We start from the raw sequence: 19,686 nt of genomic DNA on the forward strand, positions 1-19,686 counted from the left end.
GTGGAAAAATGGTACAATTAGTAGGAGTCAATTCAAACTTGAGTTTTTCACCCCAATATAACACTATGAAATTGCATCACTTTTTTGAACAATCAGTTGATAATTATCCAAGCAATATTGCTTTGATTTGTGATAATGCATTTATTTCCTACCAGGAATTAGAAAATCGTGCGAATCAATTAGCTCATTATCTCTATGAGAATAAAATATCCAGGGGAAGCATTGTGGGTATTCTGCTAGAGCGTTCAATAGAGTGCTATGTTGCTATACTCGCCATTTTAAAAACAGGTGCGGCTTATGTACCTATTGAAGTAGATTATCCTGACGAACGTATTAACTATATTTTTTCTGATCTGCCCTTTGATGCAGTTTTAACTTCCTCTATGCAATTGGCCCAAAAAAATCTGACATGGCCAACTTTTTATGCAGTTGATACGCTTGCCAAAGAAATTTCCAACTACTCCACGCATAGGCTAACTACCCAAGGCGATTTAAGCGCCGATGATTTGTGTTATATCATTTACACTTCGGGATCAACAGGAAAGCCCAAAGGAGTAGAAATTACGCAACGCAGCATTTGCCATTATGTTGAAGTTGCGAGCAAGCTTTATGATATAAAGAGTTATGATAAGGTATATCAAGGTTTTTCATTGGCATTCGATGCCTCTTTAGAAGAGTTTTGGATGGCTTTTGCTAATGGTGCTGTCCTTGTTGCATGTACTGCAAAAGAGGTGCGCTCTGGTTTGGGCCTGATTTCTTTTTTGCAACAACACCGGGTTAGTGTTTTTTCAACCGTTCCTACTTTATTGTCTTCCTTAGAAGGACAATTACCTGATCTGCGTCTTTTAATCTTAGGAGGAGAGACTTGTCCACCTAGTTTGGTTAAGCGCTGGAGTAGAGTAGGTCTGCGCATTATCAATACTTATGGTCCTACGGAAGCAACAATTATCGCGACTTATGCAGAATGTCATCCTGATCAAGGCATTACTATTGGTAAACCTTTACCTGGTTATGAAGTACTCGTTGTGGATGAACACTTGCAGGAAGTAGCAGACGGTGAGGAAGGCGAGCTTTGTATTGCTGGAGTTGCCTTGGCTCGTGGTTATGTCAATCGGCCTGAGACTACAGCAGAAAAATTCGTTTTAAATCCTGTAAATAAAAATCAACGTTTATATCGAACAGGTGATTTAGTTTCAAGAGATTCTAATGGTAACTTGCATTTTGCAGGACGTGTGGATGATCAAGTTAAATTGCGTGGGTTTCGCATTGAACTCAATGAAATTGAAACCGTTATTATGCAATATGGCGGAATTAAACAGGCAGTGGTTTCCTTGCAAATACTGGAGCAACCTATTTTAGTTGCTTATTTGATTCTTGACGCACATAAGACGTTCGATGTAAATGAATTTAAAGCTTTTTTAAGGTCACGCTTACCGGATTATATGCTCCCGTCGTTAATCGAAATTTTGGAAACTTTTCCAGTTTTAGCGAGTGGCAAGGTAAATCGTAAAGAACTTCCTAAGCCAATACAACAAAAAGAAGAAAATCTTTATAAGGCACCTGAATCTGAATTGGCTAAGGAAATGGCAGGTGTTTGGGAAAAAGTTTTTGATTGTAAGAAGATTTCTGTAAATGCAGACTTTTTCTATGATTTAGGCGGACACTCATTACATGCGGCAAAAGTGATTTCTAATTTGCGCAAAATATCTGCCTTAAAAAATATCTCAATTTTGGATTTATATAAAAATCCAACCATTGCTCAGCTGGAGCAGAAGTTTCGTGAACCTCATCTCAATGCACATGTTGATGAAAATCAGCCAGTTCCCAAAAAGTATAGGGTGCCACAATGGAAATACTATGTATGTGGTATCGGTCAGTTTTTTGGTTGTTTATTGCAATATGCAGTAGGCACTTTACAACTGCTCGCAGTTGTTTTGTGTTACAGCTGGGTTAGTTCTGAATATTCAATTATTTCCAGGGAATCCCAGCTTGCATTTTTAGCATTATTTTTATCTATGCCAATCATTTCGTTATTCATTACGATTGGTTTGAAATGGCTCTTACTGGGTCGAGTGAAACCTGGAAAATATCCGCTTTGGGGGTGGTTTTATTATCGCTGGTGGTTAGTACAAAGACTGCAAAAGAATTTGTTTTTAGCTAAATTTTTAGTTGGCTCGCCATTGGCCGCTATTTATTATCGCTTATTAGGTGCCAAAATAGGTAAAAACTGTTATTTGGGTTCCATGCAGATTTCTGCCCATGATTTATTAACTATAGGAGATAATACTTCTATTGGTGCTGATTGCAGGCTTAATGGTTATATCGTTGAAGATGGATGGTTAAAAATAGGAGCCATCAGTATCGGTAATAATTGTTATGTAGGTTCCCGTGCAGTAGTTGGATTAAATACTCAGATTGAAGACAATGCGGTGCTGGATGAAATGTCCATGCTGCCTGATCACAGTTTAATTTCTCAAGGAACCTATTTTTCAGGTTCTCCCGCAGTCCCTGGTATTATTCCTGTTGACCATATTACCCGGAAAAAAGTTATCGTTGAAGAATCGAGTATGCTGGAAAATACTCTTTTTGGTATTTTGCATTACTTAGGCATCGTTTTTGTCATGGGGATATATTACTTATGTTTAATTCCCTCAATCTCTTTGATTAGCTATTACTATGATCAAAGCCATTATTTTACGACGATGTTTTTTGCCATACCTTTAGGGGCAATTCTCTTTTTAGGCTTATATTATTCATGCATTGTGCTCTGTAAAAAGATTATTATGGATAAGGTCAAACCAGGAAATTATCCCTTGAAGAGTTTGTATTATTTCCGTCATTGGATCATGGTGAAATTACTGGACGGGGATGAAATCTCCGTAATGGCAGATACCTTGTATATGCCAGCTTTTTTACGTTTATTGGGGGCAAAACTGGGTAAAGGGGTAGAAATGGGAGAAACACCTCATATTATTCCTGACCTGGTGACTATTGAAGAAGGTGGTTTTACTGCCAGTTCAGTCGCTTTAGCCTGGCCTCATGTATACAATGGGTTCATTTCTTTTGCTCCGGTGGCAATCGGACGTAGAGCTTTTGTAGGGAATGTGAGTTTGTTGTCTGCAGGTAAATCCATGGGTGAGGGTACTTTATTAGGATGTTTATCGGTAACTCCGCCAAGTGATAAAGCAATGGAATCTTATTCTGCGTGGTTAGGTTCTCCGGCCGTCTTCCTACCAAAACGAGAGTTATTTGTTGGTTTTTCTGATAAAGATACATTTTATCCATCTAAAAAGCTCTATTGCATGCGTTTATTCATTGAGTTTATGCGAATTATTTTACCATCAACATTTTCATTGATTGGGTTATTCAATATGCTTTATGTATTGGATTATATGTTGAGCAAATATTCGTGGTTTATTACAGCGCTGGTTCTTCCGCCAACAGAAATGTTTATTACCGTCTGTCTTGTTGGAATATTGGTTGCTCTGAAATGGGGAATTTTAGGTAAATTAAAACCTTTGACTAAACCTATTTGGGACTCGTTTATTTGGAAAAATGATGTGATTGAATATTCATATAATTATTATACGAATCCCCATTGGACCAACAAAGTTTTAGGAACTCCTTTTGCGCTTTGGGTACATCGTTGCCTGGGAACCAAAGCAGGGAAGAGGGTTTTTACAGATAGTGCGGAGTTTTCTGAGTTTGATTTAATTACCATTGGTGATGATGTCTGCATTAATGCTGAGACAATAATCCAAACTCATCTCTATGAAGATAGAATATTTAAAGTATCTCATGTCACTATTGGTTCTGGCTGTAATGTTGGTGTAGGTTCAATTGTTCTTTACAACACGCTAATGGAGAACAATTCTTCTTTAGGTAGTCTTTCTTTACTCATGAAAGGGGAATGTTTACCGGAAAATACCCATTGGGCTGGTATTCCTGCACAATCTACTGCTCTTGGCATGCCACATCAGCACATTGTTTCACAGCCTGCTACAACGAAAGAGGTTCCAGACGAAGCAATTCCCGAATTATTGTAGATACTGGATGCCTGCAACTGCCTCTTGATCAAATCTCAGCCCACACCTCGCTGCTTTTCCCTGAGAGAGCCACGCGAAATTTACCCTAATAAATAATTATCAATGAGTCGTATGTCACCAATTCGTATTGCCGCAAAGCGACGATTTTGATGCTCTTCAACATATTCTACAGTCATGCCTTTTGCAGTTAATTCCTTGATGATTTGCGCGCATGTTAACTTTTTTTGCTGGAATAGTGCTGCAAATTCTTCAGCTAAAGTTTTTTGCTCTTTATTGAGTCGGTTATTGCGCGAACTGTAAGCCAAACCACTTGCTTCACGAATTGTGGGACACACTTTGATTTCAATATCCATAAAAAATGCTTTAGCCATTCCCTGAATTAATAAGTATTGTTGATAATCTTTTTCACCGAAATAAGCGCGATGAGGCTTAACTAAATTCAATAGTTTCATGACAACAGTTAATACACCGTTAAAATGTCCAGGCCGATAAGCCCCTTCCATGAGTTGACAAAGCTGGCGCTCATGCACCTGATAATTGTATCCATCAGCATAGATTGATTTTTCATCGGGAAGAATACAAAAATCAACACCGGAATCTTCCATAATTTTGAGATCTGCTTCTAATGTTCTAGGGTAATGTTTAAAGTCTTCAGCCTGATTAAATTGCGTAGGATTTATGAATAAGCTGGAAGCAGTATGGTCATTTTCTTTTTGGCTGGCTAAAAACAAAGACGCATGCCCGGCATGTAAATTACCCATTGTTGGTGCAAAGCCCAGAGTTAATTCATTAGATAAAGAGTTACGAAAGCGTAACCATTCGTCAAGATTGTGAAAAACGTGCATGAGTTACTCCTAAGCGAACAGAATAACTCTCATTACCTTATTCTGAGAATTATTCTGCTCTCCGATTAAAATGAATGTTCAGTTGTTGGAAAACTAACTTGTTGAACCTGTTGAACATAGGTATTTAATGCATTCAACAGAATTTCTTTGCCTTGAATGTATCTTTTAACAAATTTAGGATTAAAATCAGTTTGTAAGCCCAACAGGTCATGCCAAACAAGCACTTGTCCATCGGTATGAGAACCCGCGCCAATACCAATTGTAGGTATATTCAATGACTTAGTTATTGTTAAGGCCAACTGTTGAGGTATGCATTCGAGCACCAGAGCAAAACAGCCTGCTGCTTCTAGTTGATAAGCTTGCCGGATAAGTTTTTCTGCCTGTTCCTCGTTTTTTCCCTGTACTTTATAGCCGCCTAATTGATGAATGGATTGAGGGGTTAAACCGATATGACCTATAACGGGAACACCCGCATTGACTAGATAAGAAATAGTCTGGCATGTATCTGCATCAGCCCCTTCAATTTTCACCGCATGGGCTCCTGCTTGAAGTAGGCGTTTTACATTTTCTACAGATTGAGTCAGTGAGTTTTTATGACTTAAAAAGGGAAGGTCGCTGATTAAAAATTGCTGTTTTAAGCCACGCGCTACTGCTTGGGTATGAAGGATCATCATCTCCATAGTAGCCATAATGGTAGTATCATGGCCATGTACTGCCATGGCTACAGAATCTCCGACCAAAACACAATCAATATTTGATTCAGCTACAATGCAAGCAGATGGATAATCATAGCAGGTAATCATGGAAATTTTTTGTTGTTCTTCTTTTTTACGTTTGAAATCATGAATTTTCATGCTGCGTTACTCCTTAATGAAGAGAAGTAAGCATGATGATAAAAAGTGAGACACACTACAGGTACCTGTCGCATGGATCAAGTCCTCCAAAAAAATTAACAATGAAAGTCGCTGCCAACTCGGGTCAGCGCATGATGTACAGCTATTAGCTAGCGCACAATGACTATCATATTGTAAATTTAGGTAGTTGAGAAGTAGTCGATAAGTGACTCGTAGGGGGCAATCTCAACTATCATATTATTATGGTTTATAGTATGCTCAACCGCTGGCAAAAAGGTACAGTTAGGAAGGCATCTGTTGAGCCATTTTTGTTTTTGAAAATCTTTTCAGAAATCTTACAGAAAATCGAGACTTAATCCAGACCTTCCAATACTCTTAATTTTTATTTATGGCAAGTGCTATCCAGATAAAGCCAAAGTGTAGGCGTCAATAAAATCTTCATAGTTAAAAGTGAGGAATTAATATGGAACTATTGAATAGGAAATTCTTTGCTAATTCTGACTCAACAGAAATAAAAGGCTTAACCGGCCTTCGTGGATATGCTGCACTTTGGGTTTTTTTCTTACATCTAACCGGGGGAGGGCAAGGCGATACTTTTGCAATGAAACTTGCCAGTTATGGCGCCTCAGGCGTTACAATATTTTTTGTGCTTTCTGGTTTTATCCTTTCCTATGTATATTCTTCCAAGTTTGCAAAAAAAACAATCGGATACCGTAGTTTTATGTTTGCCCGCTTCGCGCGCGTATATCCACTACATTTAGTGACATTGATACTTTATAGTGTTTTTGTCTGGGTGGGAATTGATGCTCAGCCAAGTAATACATGGAAAACATTTATATTAAACCTTACACTACTCCACGCCTGGGGATTCACCGAATTTCTTTCGTGGAATCAACCTTCATGGTCAGTAAGTACCGAGTTTTTCAGCTATCTGCTTTTTCCGCTATTCATCCGCAGACTTGCTAAAGCTCCTTTGTGGTTATTGTTAATCATTATGGCAATTATCTACTCTCAGATAAGGTATTCTTTTTATGATGCTCTTATAAATTGGGGAATAGCACATCAATTTCTAAATCCAGGCCGTCAATTTACATTTTCTCATGGAATTTCTCTAGTACTATTTTTCTGGGCATTCCTCTGGGGATGTATCGTGTATTTTCTGGTAGAAAAGCTCAAAAAATGGGTGAATAATAGCGTCGTTTATGATATTTTGACTCTAGTTGGCGTATCTCTTATTCTGAGTTTTTACTGTGCTACATTATGGGAAACAGTAGTTCCTGCCACATTGATTATCATGGGCCTTTCCAATAACTCAGGACTGTCCAAACTGCTTTTTGGGAATAAATTAGCATTTTTCATGGGCAAAATTTCTTATGCTCTTTATTTATCTGCACTTATGGTGCAAGTAATTTTACATCCCTTTCACTTACCCCTTGTCCTTGATTTAGCTGCTGCTATTGTCGTCGCTACGCTGCTTCATTATTTCATTGAGCAACCTGCTCGCGAGCTATTAAGGAAGAAAATGAATTATTCGTTGAATAATGAGAAAAGCACTACCAGTGCCCTTGCACTGCAAAACTAGATTGGATAATCATCACTTATAAGCTGGGGGCTTCAAGCCTCTAGCCCATTTTATGCATTTTGTTCATCTATAATTCTGAGTTATCATTCAAGCTTTGTGTTGCCCACTGCTGTGGCAAGCTCAGAGTAGTCGTGTGCAAATGTATTTTATGACAACAGGTTTTTTATGCAAATTACTGAAAAATTAGCTATCCCTGGGGAACATGCTTTGTTTTTGCAAGGAGTAATTGGGAAACTGGAAGCAGTTCTAACTGTTCCAGAACAAAATCATTCTGCTTTTATCGCCTTTTTGGGCCACCCGCACTCCTTACAGGGGGGTACAATGAGCAATAAAGTAGTGACTACATTAGCACGTGCCTTTAAAGAATTAGGTATTCCTTCGTTACGCTTTAATTTTCGTGGTGTAGGCCAATCGGAAGGAGTTTATGACTCAGGGATTGGTGAAAGCGAAGACATGCTGGTTTTAGTTCGTGAATTACAAAAAGAGCAACCTGAGAAAAAACTCATTTTTGCTGGTTTTTCTTTTGGTTCTTACGTGGCTTATCGTGCAGCAGCCCAGTCAGATTCACAATTTCTAATTACGATTGCTCCTCCGGTGCATCATTATGATTATCGTGAGTTTAATCCTGCACCTTATCCCTGGCTTATGATACAAGGCGATGAAGATGAAGTAGTTCCTTCGGCTTTAGTTTTTGATTTTGCTTTCCAGAGCATACCTGAAATACCGGTAATTCGTTTTGCCAATACAGGTCACTTCTTTCATGGAAAATTAATCGAGCTGAAAACAATACTAATAGAATATATCCATTCTCAGGTTTTTTCATAATGAATTTGATGACTCAATATGAAGCTGCAATTCATCGCGGTGAAATTGATAATGATCCGTTACAACGGGACATATTGATGCGCTTGCAACATCTTGCCGATAGCGTCAAAAAATCGAATTCATCCTGGCTTTATCCATTCATTAAATCTCGGGTCAAAGGCGTATATCTTTACGGTCCTGTTGGCGTAGGAAAAACATATTTAATTGATTTATTTTATGATTGTCTTGAAGAAAAAAAGAAGGCACGTTTTCATTTCCATCATTTCATGCAACAAGTTGACACTCGGTTAAGACGATTGCAAGGACAAAAAAATCCGCTTCATAAAATTGCTAAAGAATTAGCAAAAACGATACGAGTACTTTGTTTTGATGAGTTTATGGTGCATGATGTTGCTTATGCCATGATTTTAGCTGAATTATTGCAAGCGTTGACTGCGCATGGCGTTATTTTGGTAATTTCTTCAAATATACCCCCAGATGATTTGTATCGAGATGGCGTTCATCGAAAACGATTTTTACCTGCTATTGCGGCAATTAAAACTCATTGTGACGTGCTGCATTTAAATGAGCAAAGGGATTATCGTGTTGGGCGAACCCCTTTATTAGATGCTTATTTATTTCCTTTGAATGAGCATACTGATCAAACTATGAAAAAACAATTCACACTTTTAGCAGATGAATTTAAGGAAAATGGAGTTATTATGATACAAAATCGTGAAATTCCTTATCTTAAGCGCGCTGAAAAGGTAATTTGGTTTTCCTTTGATATTCTGTGTAATTTACCGCGTAGCCAACTGGATTATTTAGAGCTTGCAGATAAGTTTGATACTATTTTTCTAAGTAACATCCCTGTATTAACAGTCAATCATACATTACAAGCCATTATGTTCATTCATTTTATTGATGTGATGTACGATTGTGGAATTAATATTATCATTTCCGCAGAGGTAGCGGTTGATGAGTTGTATACCGAGGGTGAAATGAAAGAAACCTTTAAGCGTACCTTAAGTCGCTTATTGGAAATGCAATCAGTGGATTATTTAGCACGCCATCCCAAAAGAGAGCTTCAGGCATTCATTGCAGATAATTCTTAGTCGACGTGAGATGAAGTATTTGGATTTTGGCTTTATTTTTACCCAGACTACGAATGAATCAGATTAGGGCCTGTTTACATTTCTACTATCTTGGCCAAACTGCCCTAATTTTCTGCGCTCCGATGCGCATATACTTCATGTATGCTGCGCTTTGGTACTCAAAAATCCGGCCATTTTGACTCAAGCTAGCGAAATGTAAACAGCCCTAAAGTAAATGTATATTTTTTTTCTCATTTGAGAATGATTCTCGATTTCATTTATGCTAAAATTAGATTATTTCACGCGTTGCTGTTAGGACATGATAAAAATTACAGAGTTAGTACAAGGTGATCGAGTACGGTTAACCAGTTTTGGCGCAACCGATATGCAGTACAGGCGTAGACTTTTATCTTTAGGTGTAACTTGTGGTACAGAACTCTTAGTCGTTCGAATTGCTCCTTTAGGATGTCCTATACAAATCGAAGTCAGAGGAACTGCTTTAACGTTGCGCAAGGAAGAGGCGAGCCAATTGATTTTGGAGCGTGTATGACTCATGTGTTGTTAGTCGGTAACCCAAATTGTGGTAAAACTACATTATTTAATGCATTAACTGGTGAGAATCAGCGCATAGGCAACTGGCCAGGTGTTACGGTTGAAAAAAAAACGGGAGCGTTTCTTGTAGGCCAGCACCGATTTGAAGTGACTGATTTGCCAGGAGTTTATTCTCTAGTAGCTAATGCGGATGGTATCAGTCAGGATGAACAAATCGCTGCCCAGTCTATTGCTACTATGCAGGCAGATTGCATCATTAATGTGATCGATGCCTGCCATCTCGAACGGCATTTGTATTTGACCACTCAAATCCTGGAGTTAGGCAAACCGGTATTACTCGCACTCAATATGATGGACATTGCCCAGCAACGGGGTATATCCATAGATCCAAATGCTTTGTCACAACAATTAGGTTGCCCTGTTATTCCGATCCAGGCACATAAAAAGATAGGTATTCCCCAGCTGGTGCAAGAACTGACGCGGATGCCACAGACGATTATTCCTTGGGCATTGCCTGTATCTAAATCCGTACAACAGACATTAATAACCTTGGAAAATACATTAATTCATGAAGGTTATAGCCAATCGCTTGCTTATTATTATGCACGCAGACTTGCTGAGGGAGATGGATTGTTATTCGGCAAGGAGGTTGCTAAGGGTTTGATTTTATTGAACGAAGAGGAATCCAGTCTTGATATCGTGTTGGCTGATGCTCGATATCAGGAAATACATAACCTGGTTATGGTTGTACAGAAAAAACACAGTGATGCTAGTGAACATTTTACTGCAAAACTCGATAAGATTATGTTGCATCGTTTTTTTGCCCTCCCTATATTTTTTGCCATGATGTATTTAATGTTTTTATTTGCAATTAATGTAGGTGGTGCGTTTCAAGATTTTTTTGACATCAGTACTGATACTCTATTCGTACAAGGCACTGCCTGGTTATTACAACAAATTCATGCTCCCAATTGGTTGATTGCTTTATTAGCAAATGGTGTGGGTAAAGGAATTAATACCACGTTAACGTTTATCCCTGTCATTGCTGCGATGTTCTTTTTCCTGTCTTTGCTGGAAACATCTGGATATATGGCAAGAGCAGCTTTTGTTGTTGATAAAGCAATGCGGGTAATGGGTTTACCTGGCAAGTCTTTTGTGCCGATGATTGTTGGTTTTGGCTGCAACGTTCCTGCGATTATGGCAGCGCGCACCTTAGATTCAGAACGTGATCGGTTATTAACAGTAATGATGAGTCCTTTTATGTCATGTAGTGCACGTCTAGCCATTTACGCTGTATTTGTCGCTGCATTTTTTCCTTCCGGTGGACAAAACGTCGTGTTTTCTTTATATCTTATCGGAATTTTGATGGCTGTATTAACAGGATTTATCTTGCGTAAATCCATGTTAAAAGGGAATGCCTCTCCATTAATTTTGGAGCTTCCTGCTTATCATAAACCGGCACTCAAGCGATTATTTAAAGAAACTTTTATGCGACTGCGTTTTTTTATAGTACGGGCAGGTAAATTAATTGTGCCAATTTGTGTTATTTTAGGCGGTTTAAATGCCATTACTTTGAATGGTGGAATTAATTCAGGTGAAGCCAGTACTCAATCATTATTGTCTTTAATGGGACAATGGATTACTCCTCTATTTGCGCCTATGGGAATTCATCAAGATAACTGGCCTGCGACAGTAGGTTTGTTAACAGGTATGTTAGCCAAAGAGGTAGTGGTTGGTACGCTAAATTCACTCTATGCACAGATAGGTCATGTGGGTGAAATTGCCACTGCGCATTTTGATTTTGTAGCAGGTATGAAGGCGGCCCTTTGGTCTATTCCGCAGAATTTAGCGCAACTCGGTTCTGCTTTGTTAAATCCTGTATTAGCTAGTGCAGCAGATAATCCAGTCTCTCAGTCAGTATATGGAATTATGGCACAGCGGTTTGATGGAAAAATAGGGGCGTATGCGTATCTGTTATTTGTTCTACTTTATATTCCCTGTGTCTCTACCATGGCGGTAATTCGTCAAGAGGCAAATAGAAGATATATGTGGATTTCTGTAGTTTGGTCTTTTGTTGTTGCCTATATCGCAGCCGTTTCATTTTATCAAGTGGCTAAATGGATGCAGAATTCGGAACAAAATGTTCTCGGAATTATCATATTTTTCTTCATTTTATTTTTTGCTATAGGGTTGCGTCAATACATCAAACGCAGCACAAGGAGAAATCATGTTGTTGCAAATACGTAATTACATTTGTCGTGAAGGTATAGTAAGCACGCAACAATTGACTCGAGAGTTTCGCTTGGATCTCCCAGCATTACAACCTATGCTTGATTTATGGATAGGTAAGGGCGTAATACGTAAGTGTCAGGAAAAGGCAAATTGTCAAAGCACATGTTTTAAGTGCCGCTCTAACTCCCCTGAATATTATCAATATCTTTTGTAATTTATTGCACTCTCGAGTTACATTTTTTTACGGGTTTTTTACTTAAGTTATTTTAACTTTCGTGCTCATTCACCAAATTTGGGCTAATATAATAATCATATAGTTTTGATAAATGCGGTATACAAATGGCTGATGAATCAGATATTCCTATTACTGAAGAAAACACAGATTTTCCTGATGCTGAAGAAAACTTCGAACTTTTAGATAACGAGAGCAGCATCGATTTTCGTAAATTGCAAATGGAAGAGGATTTAAATGATCCTGTAACTTTAGTAGAACGGGTTTATCAAATTTGGTGGCATTGGGCCGATTTTGAGCTTTATATTGTAGCTCCGACTATAGATATTATTTCCCCTGCCATAATTCTCAAACCTGAACTTATTCCCGGAACAAATGAGTTTGAATTTGTATATCCTATTCTTGATGCAGGATCAAAATTGTCTACTTCTAAAAGTGAAGAGATGCTCTCTGCTGGCATGTCCATGTATAAGCTCTATATGACCATAGAAAAAATGATTTATATACTCGTTGAGCGTTTAAAAGAAGGAGGCATTGATAAAGAAACGGAAGTACAAGTAGCGTTCGGCGGACATTTGCTTCCTCAAAGAAAAGCTTTTGAATCAATTATCAATTTGCCTTATAACGTTGTAGTAACTAACTTTGATCCAGGGGCATGGGGTGAGCGTTATTTACAGATTGTTAAACAAAATGCGGATAAGTATGGGTATCCTGCTGAATCCCCACGTGATACATTTAGACAGCTGCATAAAGGTTCTAGCTCAGGTCCTAAAAGGTAGGAATTTTTTATCTCGAATTTCCTGAGCTGAAGTTTTCCAATTTTCAAATGGTATTAAAGTGCTGCCTTAATTGAAGGAGTTTCTTCTTTTTTACGGCAATGCTCATCAATGTAATCAATGCAAACCTTTAATTTCTTATCAACTCCTCTCATTGCCTTTAATTGATTCACCGCCTCACTTGCTGTTTTATTCCTCACATCTTCTTCTGTTTCTTTGTCTGCTCGTTTTACTGTAGCAAGAATTGTTTTTACCTGCTTTAACTGGGTATTAAATAAATGACTCATAGTGGTATGATGATCACAGTAGTCTGTAAGTAGTGTTTTTGTCAGGGCTAAAGGATCGTGTTCCAAGTGATGCTGATGCATTATTTCGTAGGAGAGATAACTGGCAATTTCATGATTCCCGGCGTACTGTGCAATTTGTAACGCATTTTTAATGAAAGAGAGAGAAGGTTTATTCTGCTCATCTAAATTGCAAAGCAGCTGGACAACCTCAATGCGTCCTGTTCTGGCCGCAACGAGCAGTAAATTCCCAGCAGTTCTTTTGTCAGGTTCCATAAAGCTGCAAAGTGCCTTAAAAACGTTCCCTTGAGCATTTTCCCCTACTGTTGCTGTTAATGTATAAGTTAATGCCCAATTCATTGCCTTCTGAGAGGGTTTACCCCATTGGTCTTGAATGAAATAATTCAAAACCTGTTCCCATTCTCCATATTGGGCTGACAGGATGAAGTGTTTATCGGTTCGTTTCTGTAGGATATTTAATGCTTTATCCACCAGCTCTTTATCGGGTACATTTGCCGGCGGTTTTATGCTTATAATGGTTTTAATTGCCTCACATACCTTAGAAGAGGACCCTATATCACCATGACGTTCATATCGTATCATTCTTAATAGTGCAAGTTCTAAACTTGCATTGATTGCTCTTTTAGTGGGATGGAGTGCTGGAGCAGCTAAACGTGCAAGAGCGATAACCGAGTTCCAATTCTTGGTTTGAAGTGCTATTACTGTTGCAAGCTCGAACACTCTGTCCACCGCGATTTGATTTGGTTGCCGTGTTAGGCTAGTTAAGCCTAAAAGAGCGAGCACAAAATCCCAATTATTTGTTTTAGTTGCTGCTAATCCTGCATTTACCAATATTCTGTCTATAGCTTCCTGACTTGGTTTACGTGCTGGGGCAGTTAAGTTTGTGAGTGCGATAAAAAATTCCCAATTATCAGTTTTAGCTGCGCTCATTGCTGCTTGCTCTAACGCGCGCTCCACAATTTTTTGACTTGGTTGATGATCCTTTAATTTTAAGCTGCATAACATGATGACAATCTTCCATCGTTTTTCAGCCGCTTCTTCTGGAACTTGAGATGCTGCAACTATTGCTGTTTCTATTGCTTTGTCAATTGCTTCAGGTCGAATTTTGCTCACAGATAGGCTGTTTACAGTTCGAAAAAGACCTCTGGATGCTAGGTCGACCAGTCTTACTTCTTGTGAATTAAATTCAATTTCTGTCATGGAAGATTAACCTATAAAAATCAAAGCGCGTTAATTATACAATAAGTTAAATAAAAAACATCTGTTCTTGTTCATTGATCATTGTATCCAGGTCAGTTAGCAATTCATATTGTCATGTGCTGCAAGTTATTTTTCCATGAATCGAAGCACTGACCTAACCAAAATAATTTAAACTATAATTAAATGTAAGAATTTCCCCTAGAGTAAATTTATGCGTGATTTAGTTAAATATGAAGCGATACGCGATTTTGTAAGTACTTTAAAATAATTGACCTCATCATTAAATTAATGCCCAATGAAATACAACAAAGAACTCGGGACTTATTTAACTCCGGACTTGTTTTTGAACCAAGTGATATACAAAATGCCCTTAAATTACTTTTATATTTAAAAGAAGTAAAAAAATTGATATTCTCGATGATAAATGGCTGGATATAGCAATAAAATTTCCCCTTTATCAGGATAAAATAAAAAAATTAACTGACATAGAGCATCATATTTTAGTTAGCGATCCGATAGTATCTTGGTTACTTAGTAGTGAGGTTTTTCAACTTTTAACCTCCAGTTCTTCAAAAACCACGTTGCATAAAGCAGCTGAAAGAGCCCAAGAAACAGATTTAGTTTCTCGCGTTGGCACTAATAGGTCAAAACAAATTATTGGCAAAACAGTGGCAGTAGCACCAGAAGTTTATCATTGTAATGTTGCATTGATTAAAATAACAAATTCAGAAGGACGAAATGAGACCTTCATGGTGCATTTAAATCCTAAACGAATTACATGTCCAGGAGAATACCAACACGAGAATGGCTATGTACTTTGGCTCGATCAGTATAGTGGAAACCCCGAACCATCTGATAAAGCTTATTATGAGGCAATAAAGTCATTAAAGCCGGGGGATAAAGTAGATATTAAAATGTTTAGAGGCTCTATTTCTTTTGATGATTCAACTGAAATAGAGCGATTAAAAAATAAATTAACTCAAATGAACGTCCAACATGATATAAATATTATTCAAGTTCCTTCGAGTACAACAAGTTATAACCTTGCTTATAGTCCGGCTGAAGATAAAGTTCTAATTTGGCGAGGTCATCAGAGAATAAAGGATAAGTTTTTGGAAATTAGTCATATTTTCTCTAAAAATCCGTTACTCCAAGAAAAAGGAATAACTTCTTTTAAAAATCGTTTCATTGATTATTATCAATCGCTACATGCAGCAGGTTTTACTCAGGAAGCAGCAGCTAAAAAAGCAATTGAAAAATATATTTCTGTTAGAGAGTCTTGGCTAGAGAATAAATTACCTTTTCGAGGAGGATTAAAACTCTTTTTTAACAAAGGGCAGACACAAATAAATTTAGGTATTGCCCGAAAGTTGATACAAGATGTTTCAAACATAGAAAGTTTAGATACTGATAAATTGAGCAACAGACATCTTAAAGAGTTAATTACGGTCATTAACAATGATAAGAAGGATTATTTAGAATTGAAAGAGACGCTTTCTTCAGAGTACAAAGATAAGGAGCACTCACTTAACCTAGAAATTATATAAATAGTCTCGATGCATCTCAATACATATCTCTTGATTTTTGTATGCATTCTATTCGTAGTGCTGAGACTAAAGTCACAGTGAAAATAAGTATGACATTCAGGAAAATTTATTCTTAGGCGTTATGCGAAACTTTATTACAAACCAAAAAAATCTCAGGTTGTCCATGCGTAAGTTCTATTACAGTGAATCAAAGTTTACTTTTGCTTGCATTCCATAGCGTCTTAACCTTGCGCGATAAAAACAGAGTGCTATACTTCGCATTTGTGCTTTATTTAATTAACTTTTTCTAATTAAGGAAGAAACTCACAGTGAACAAAAAAAGACCCGTTAATCTGGATCTGGGTAGTTTAAAATTTCCCCCTATGGCTATAGCATCTATCTTACATAGGATTTCAGGGGTGGTTTTATTTTTACTGTTACCCATAATGTTGTATATTTTTGGCCAATCAATGCAATCGGAAGAAGCCTTTATACAGGTAAAAGACTTATTGTCCCATCCTGTTTATAAAGTGGTGGTATGGGCATTTGGGGCTGCGATGATCTATCATTTGCTTGCAGGGATTAGGCATCTTGTGATGGATATGGGGTTTGGTGAGCATCTTGATGCTGGTCGGCGTTCTGCTGTTATAGTCATTATTCTTGCCATTATTTTGTCAATTTTTCTAGGATTCTGGATATGGTAAATAATGTCACCAGCTTAACAGGTAATGGGTTAAAGGATTGGTTGATTCAGCGAGTTACAGCGGTTTATTTTGCTGTTTATTCTTTTTTCATAATTGGTTTTTTATTATCACATCCTGAGTTGGGCTTCGCACAATGGCATGCTCTTTTTTCTAATACCATAGTTCGGATTGCATCACTTATTGCCTTGTTTGCGCTTTCATTGCATGCATGGATAGGTATTTGGACTGTGACTACAGATTATATGAAATGTACTGCTTTGCGTTTATCAGTACAAATGTTAGTCGTTTTATGGCTCCTTAGTCAATTTATTTGGGGCTTAATGATCCTTTGGGGGCAGTAGCATGGCAATTGCACGTAACAAATTTGATGCAGTAATAATTGGAGCAGGTGGAGCCGGAATGCGTGCTGCGCTGCAGATGGCAAATTCTGGATTAAAAGTCGCACTCTTATCCAAAGTATTTCCAACTCGCTCACATACAGTATCTGCCCAAGGTGGTATTACTTGTGCGTTAGGAAATGCCCATGAAGATGATTGGCGCTGGCATATGTATGATACGGTGAAGGGCGCTGATTATATTGGTGATCAGGATTCAATTGAGTACCTCTGTAAAACGGGTCCAGAAGCTGTATATGAACTAGAGCATATGGGCTTGCCTTTTTCACGCATGGATAATGGTAAAATCTATCAACGTCAGTTTGGTGGCCAATCCAAAAATTTTGGGGGAGAACAGGCAGCACGCACTTGTGCCGCGGCAGATAGAACAGGACATGCTTTATTGCATACGCTGTATCAACAAAATTTAAAAGCCAAAACACATGTATTTAGTGAATGGTATGCTCTTGATCTTGTTAAAAATGCTCATGGCCACATATCGGGTGTTACTGCAATGTGCATTGAGACTGGCGAGATAGTATTTTTTCAGTCAAGAGTTTGTATCTTGGCTACTGGTGGCGCCGGTCGTATTTACCAATCTACAACCAACGCATTTATTAATACGGGCGATGGTTTTGGTATGGCACTAAGGGCAGGCATTCCTTTGCAAGATATGGAAATGTGGCAATTTCATCCTACGGGTATTGCTGGAGCTGGTGTGTTGGTCACCGAAGGATGTCGTGGTGAAGGTGGTTACTTGATTAATAAAGACGGTGAACGTTTTATGGAGCGTTATGCACCGCGAGTTAAAGATTTAGCTTCTCGAGATGTGGTTGCCCGTTCTATGGCTCTTGAAATACGCGCAGGTAAGGGTTTTGATCCTAAAGGGGTCGATCACGTTAAATTAAAACTGGATCACCTGGGGGCCGATCTTATTATGTCGCGTTTGCCAGGAATTCGTGAATTATCTATGAAATTCGCAGGAGTTGATCCAATTGTGGAGCCGATTCCTGTAGTTCCTACCTGCCACTACAGCATGGGGGGAATACCAACGAACATGTATGGCCAAGTACTTACCAAAACCAATGGTAATGAACATATCGTAGAAGGATTGTATGCAGTAGGAGAGTGTGCTTGTGTTTCTGTCCATGGTGCAAACCGCTTAGGCGGCAATTCGTTACTGGACTTAGTTGTTTTTGGTCGTGCTGCAGGATTGCATGTTGAAGAACTATGGCAATCAAATCAATTACCTGAGATGGCGTACATCAGTGATGAAGACATTGCTCCATCGTTACAGCGGTATAACCGCTGGAATGATTCAACAGAGGGTGAAAGTCCTGCTGTAATTCATGATGAAATGCAACGTGTCATGCAAGAAGACTTTGGTGTATTCCGTACTGGAGAAGTAATGGCTTCCGGTTTAAAGCGTCTTCAGGCTTTGCGCGAGCGTTTGGCTCATGCCAAATTGGAAGATAAAAGCAAGATATTTAATACAGAGCGGGTAAGTGCCTTAGAGCTGGATAATTTAATGGCCACTGCATATGCTACAGCGCAGTCTGCGATTGTCCGCACGGAAAGCCGTGGTGCCCATAGTCGTGAAGATTATCCAAAACGTGATGATGAAAACTGGATTAAACATACGCTATATTTTGAGGAAGGTGAGAAGATTGATTTTCGACCGGTTAATACATCACCTAAACATGTCGAGCCTTTGGCGCCGAAAGAACGCGTTTACTAAAGAGGATAGATTACATGGCAGATAGTAGAAAATTGACCCTATCAATATATCGCTATAATCCTGAGGTGGATGCTAAGCCTTATATGAAAGATTATGAATTGGAGATTCCTGCTAAAAGTGATCCCATGTTGCTCACATTACTTGAGCGTTTGAAAGCAGAGCAGGATCCGTCCATAACCTATAGGCGTTCCTGTCGCGAAGGGGTGTGTGGGTCGGATGGCATGAATATTAATGGGACTAATGGTTTAGCCTGTATTACTCATATATCTCAATTGAAGACAGATAAAATAGTTATCCGCCCTTTACCTGGATTTCCAGTAATCCGTGATTTAGCTGTTGATATGACCCAATTTTATCAACAATATGAGCGTATAGAGCCTTATTTACAAAATGATGAGGTAGCGCCTGCTCAAGAACGGTTGCAATCTCCCGAAGAGCGCTCATTACTTGATGGATTGTATGAGTGTATTTTATGTGCATGTTGTACCAGTGCATGCCCCTCATACTGGTGGAACCCAGAAAAATATGTTGGTCCTGCTGGATTATTACAGGCAAGGCGATTTTTAGCAGACAGTCGTGATACAGCAACTGCACATCGTTTGGATAAATTGCAAGATCCGTTCAGTGTGTTTCGTTGCCGGAGCATTATGAATTGTACCAGTGTCTGCCCGAAAGGACTCAATCCAATGAAGGCGATTGCAGATATTCGCTTACAAATGTTGACACAAGAAACCTAACAATATTCTTGTTATTAAAAGGTATTCTGGTAAAGCCATTAAATAGGAGATGTAATTCTCAGTAAAATGAGAATTATTCTGTCTT

16 protein-coding genes are annotated in these 19,686 nt (G+C 38.5%); 13 read left to right on the forward strand and 3 right to left on the reverse strand.

The window, feature by feature from the left end:
- The first annotated feature begins 8 nt into the window (after nt 1–8).
- The gene (locus tag A8O27_RS02520; RefSeq protein ID WP_244944204.1) at nt 9–4,046 is read left to right on the forward strand and encodes a Pls/PosA family non-ribosomal peptide synthetase; all 4,038 of its coding nucleotides are present in this window, start codon (nt 9–11) and stop codon (nt 4,044–4,046) included.
- A gap of 80 nt (nt 4,047–4,126) precedes the next feature.
- Here the strand turns inward: A8O27_RS02520 and panC are convergent, their stop codons facing one another.
- Nucleotides 4,127–4,891, reverse strand: coding sequence for a pantoate--beta-alanine ligase (gene panC, locus A8O27_RS02525; RefSeq protein WP_058458018.1), 765 nt, complete (start codon nt 4,889–4,891; stop codon nt 4,127–4,129).
- 65 nt (nt 4,892–4,956) lie between these two features.
- Nucleotides 4,957–5,745 (reverse strand): 3-methyl-2-oxobutanoate hydroxymethyltransferase, encoded by a 789-nt coding sequence (gene panB / locus A8O27_RS02530; RefSeq protein ID WP_058458019.1) that lies wholly within the window; start codon nt 5,743–5,745, stop codon nt 4,957–4,959.
- A 463-nt stretch (nt 5,746–6,208) separates the two neighbouring features.
- On the opposite strand from panB, the gene A8O27_RS02535 reads away from it, so the two are divergent.
- The 7 genes from A8O27_RS02535 (at nt 6,209) to A8O27_RS02565 (ending at nt 13,020) form a co-directional block, all read left to right on the forward strand.
- The gene (locus A8O27_RS02535; RefSeq protein WP_058458020.1) at nt 6,209–7,327 is read left to right on the forward strand and encodes an acyltransferase family protein; all 1,119 of its coding nucleotides are present in this window, start codon (nt 6,209–6,211) and stop codon (nt 7,325–7,327) included.
- A 165-nt stretch (nt 7,328–7,492) separates the two neighbouring features.
- Complete coding sequence (locus A8O27_RS02540; RefSeq protein WP_058458021.1) at nt 7,493–8,152, forward strand: alpha/beta hydrolase; 660 nt, start codon at nt 7,493–7,495, stop codon at nt 8,150–8,152.
- Nucleotides 8,152–9,246, forward strand: a complete 1,095-nt coding sequence (zapE, locus tag A8O27_RS02545; protein ID WP_058458022.1) for a cell division protein ZapE — start codon at nt 8,152–8,154, stop codon at nt 9,244–9,246. The genes A8O27_RS02540 and zapE overlap by 1 nt, the downstream gene beginning before the upstream one ends.
- Before the next feature lie 298 nt (nt 9,247–9,544).
- Nucleotides 9,545–9,775, forward strand: coding sequence for a FeoA family protein (locus A8O27_RS02550; protein ID WP_058458023.1), 231 nt, complete (start codon nt 9,545–9,547; stop codon nt 9,773–9,775).
- On the forward strand, nt 9,772–12,024 hold the full coding sequence (gene feoB / locus A8O27_RS02555) for a Fe(2+) transporter permease subunit FeoB (RefSeq protein WP_058458024.1): 2,253 nt from the start codon (nt 9,772–9,774) through the stop codon (nt 12,022–12,024). The genes A8O27_RS02550 and feoB overlap by 4 nt, the downstream gene beginning before the upstream one ends.
- The gene (locus A8O27_RS02560) at nt 12,005–12,223 is read left to right on the forward strand and encodes a FeoC-like transcriptional regulator (RefSeq protein ID WP_058458025.1); all 219 of its coding nucleotides are present in this window, start codon (nt 12,005–12,007) and stop codon (nt 12,221–12,223) included. The genes feoB and A8O27_RS02560 overlap by 20 nt, the downstream gene beginning before the upstream one ends.
- A 125-nt stretch (nt 12,224–12,348) precedes the next feature.
- Nucleotides 12,349–13,020, forward strand: coding sequence for a hypothetical protein (locus A8O27_RS02565; protein WP_058458026.1), 672 nt, complete (start codon nt 12,349–12,351; stop codon nt 13,018–13,020).
- Nucleotides 13,021–13,073: 53 nt separating this feature from the next.
- Here the strand turns inward: A8O27_RS02565 and A8O27_RS02570 are convergent, their stop codons facing one another.
- Nucleotides 13,074–14,522, reverse strand: coding sequence for an ankyrin repeat domain-containing protein (locus A8O27_RS02570; protein ID WP_058458027.1), 1,449 nt, complete (start codon nt 14,520–14,522; stop codon nt 13,074–13,076).
- Nucleotides 14,523–15,103: 581 nt separating this feature from the next.
- On the opposite strand from A8O27_RS02570, the gene A8O27_RS02575 reads away from it, so the two are divergent.
- The 5 genes from A8O27_RS02575 to A8O27_RS02595 all read left to right on the forward strand — a co-directional run bounded on the left by A8O27_RS02575 (nt 15,104) and on the right by A8O27_RS02595 (nt 19,601).
- Complete coding sequence (locus A8O27_RS02575) at nt 15,104–16,069, forward strand: hypothetical protein (protein ID WP_058458028.1); 966 nt, start codon at nt 15,104–15,106, stop codon at nt 16,067–16,069.
- Between the two features lie 308 nt (nt 16,070–16,377).
- Nucleotides 16,378–16,752 (forward strand): succinate dehydrogenase, cytochrome b556 subunit, encoded by a 375-nt coding sequence (sdhC, locus tag A8O27_RS02580; RefSeq protein WP_058458029.1) that lies wholly within the window; start codon nt 16,378–16,380, stop codon nt 16,750–16,752.
- Nucleotides 16,746–17,093: a succinate dehydrogenase, hydrophobic membrane anchor protein gene (gene sdhD / locus A8O27_RS02585; RefSeq protein WP_058458030.1), complete on the forward strand. Its 348-nt coding sequence runs from the start codon at nt 16,746–16,748 to the stop codon at nt 17,091–17,093. The genes sdhC and sdhD overlap by 7 nt, the downstream gene beginning before the upstream one ends.
- A 1-nt stretch (nt 17,094) precedes the next feature.
- A complete protein-coding gene (gene sdhA, locus A8O27_RS02590; RefSeq protein ID WP_058458031.1) occupies nt 17,095–18,864 on the forward strand; it encodes a succinate dehydrogenase flavoprotein subunit in 1,770 nt (589 codons plus the stop codon).
- Between the two features lie 14 nt (nt 18,865–18,878).
- Nucleotides 18,879–19,601 (forward strand): succinate dehydrogenase iron-sulfur subunit, encoded by a 723-nt coding sequence (locus A8O27_RS02595; RefSeq protein ID WP_058458032.1) that lies wholly within the window; start codon nt 18,879–18,881, stop codon nt 19,599–19,601.
- Nucleotides 19,602–19,686: the final 85 nt, after the last annotated feature.

Source organism: Legionella bozemanae (assembly GCF_001648595.1).
Taxonomy (GTDB): domain Bacteria; phylum Pseudomonadota; class Gammaproteobacteria; order Legionellales; family Legionellaceae; genus Legionella; species Legionella bozemanae.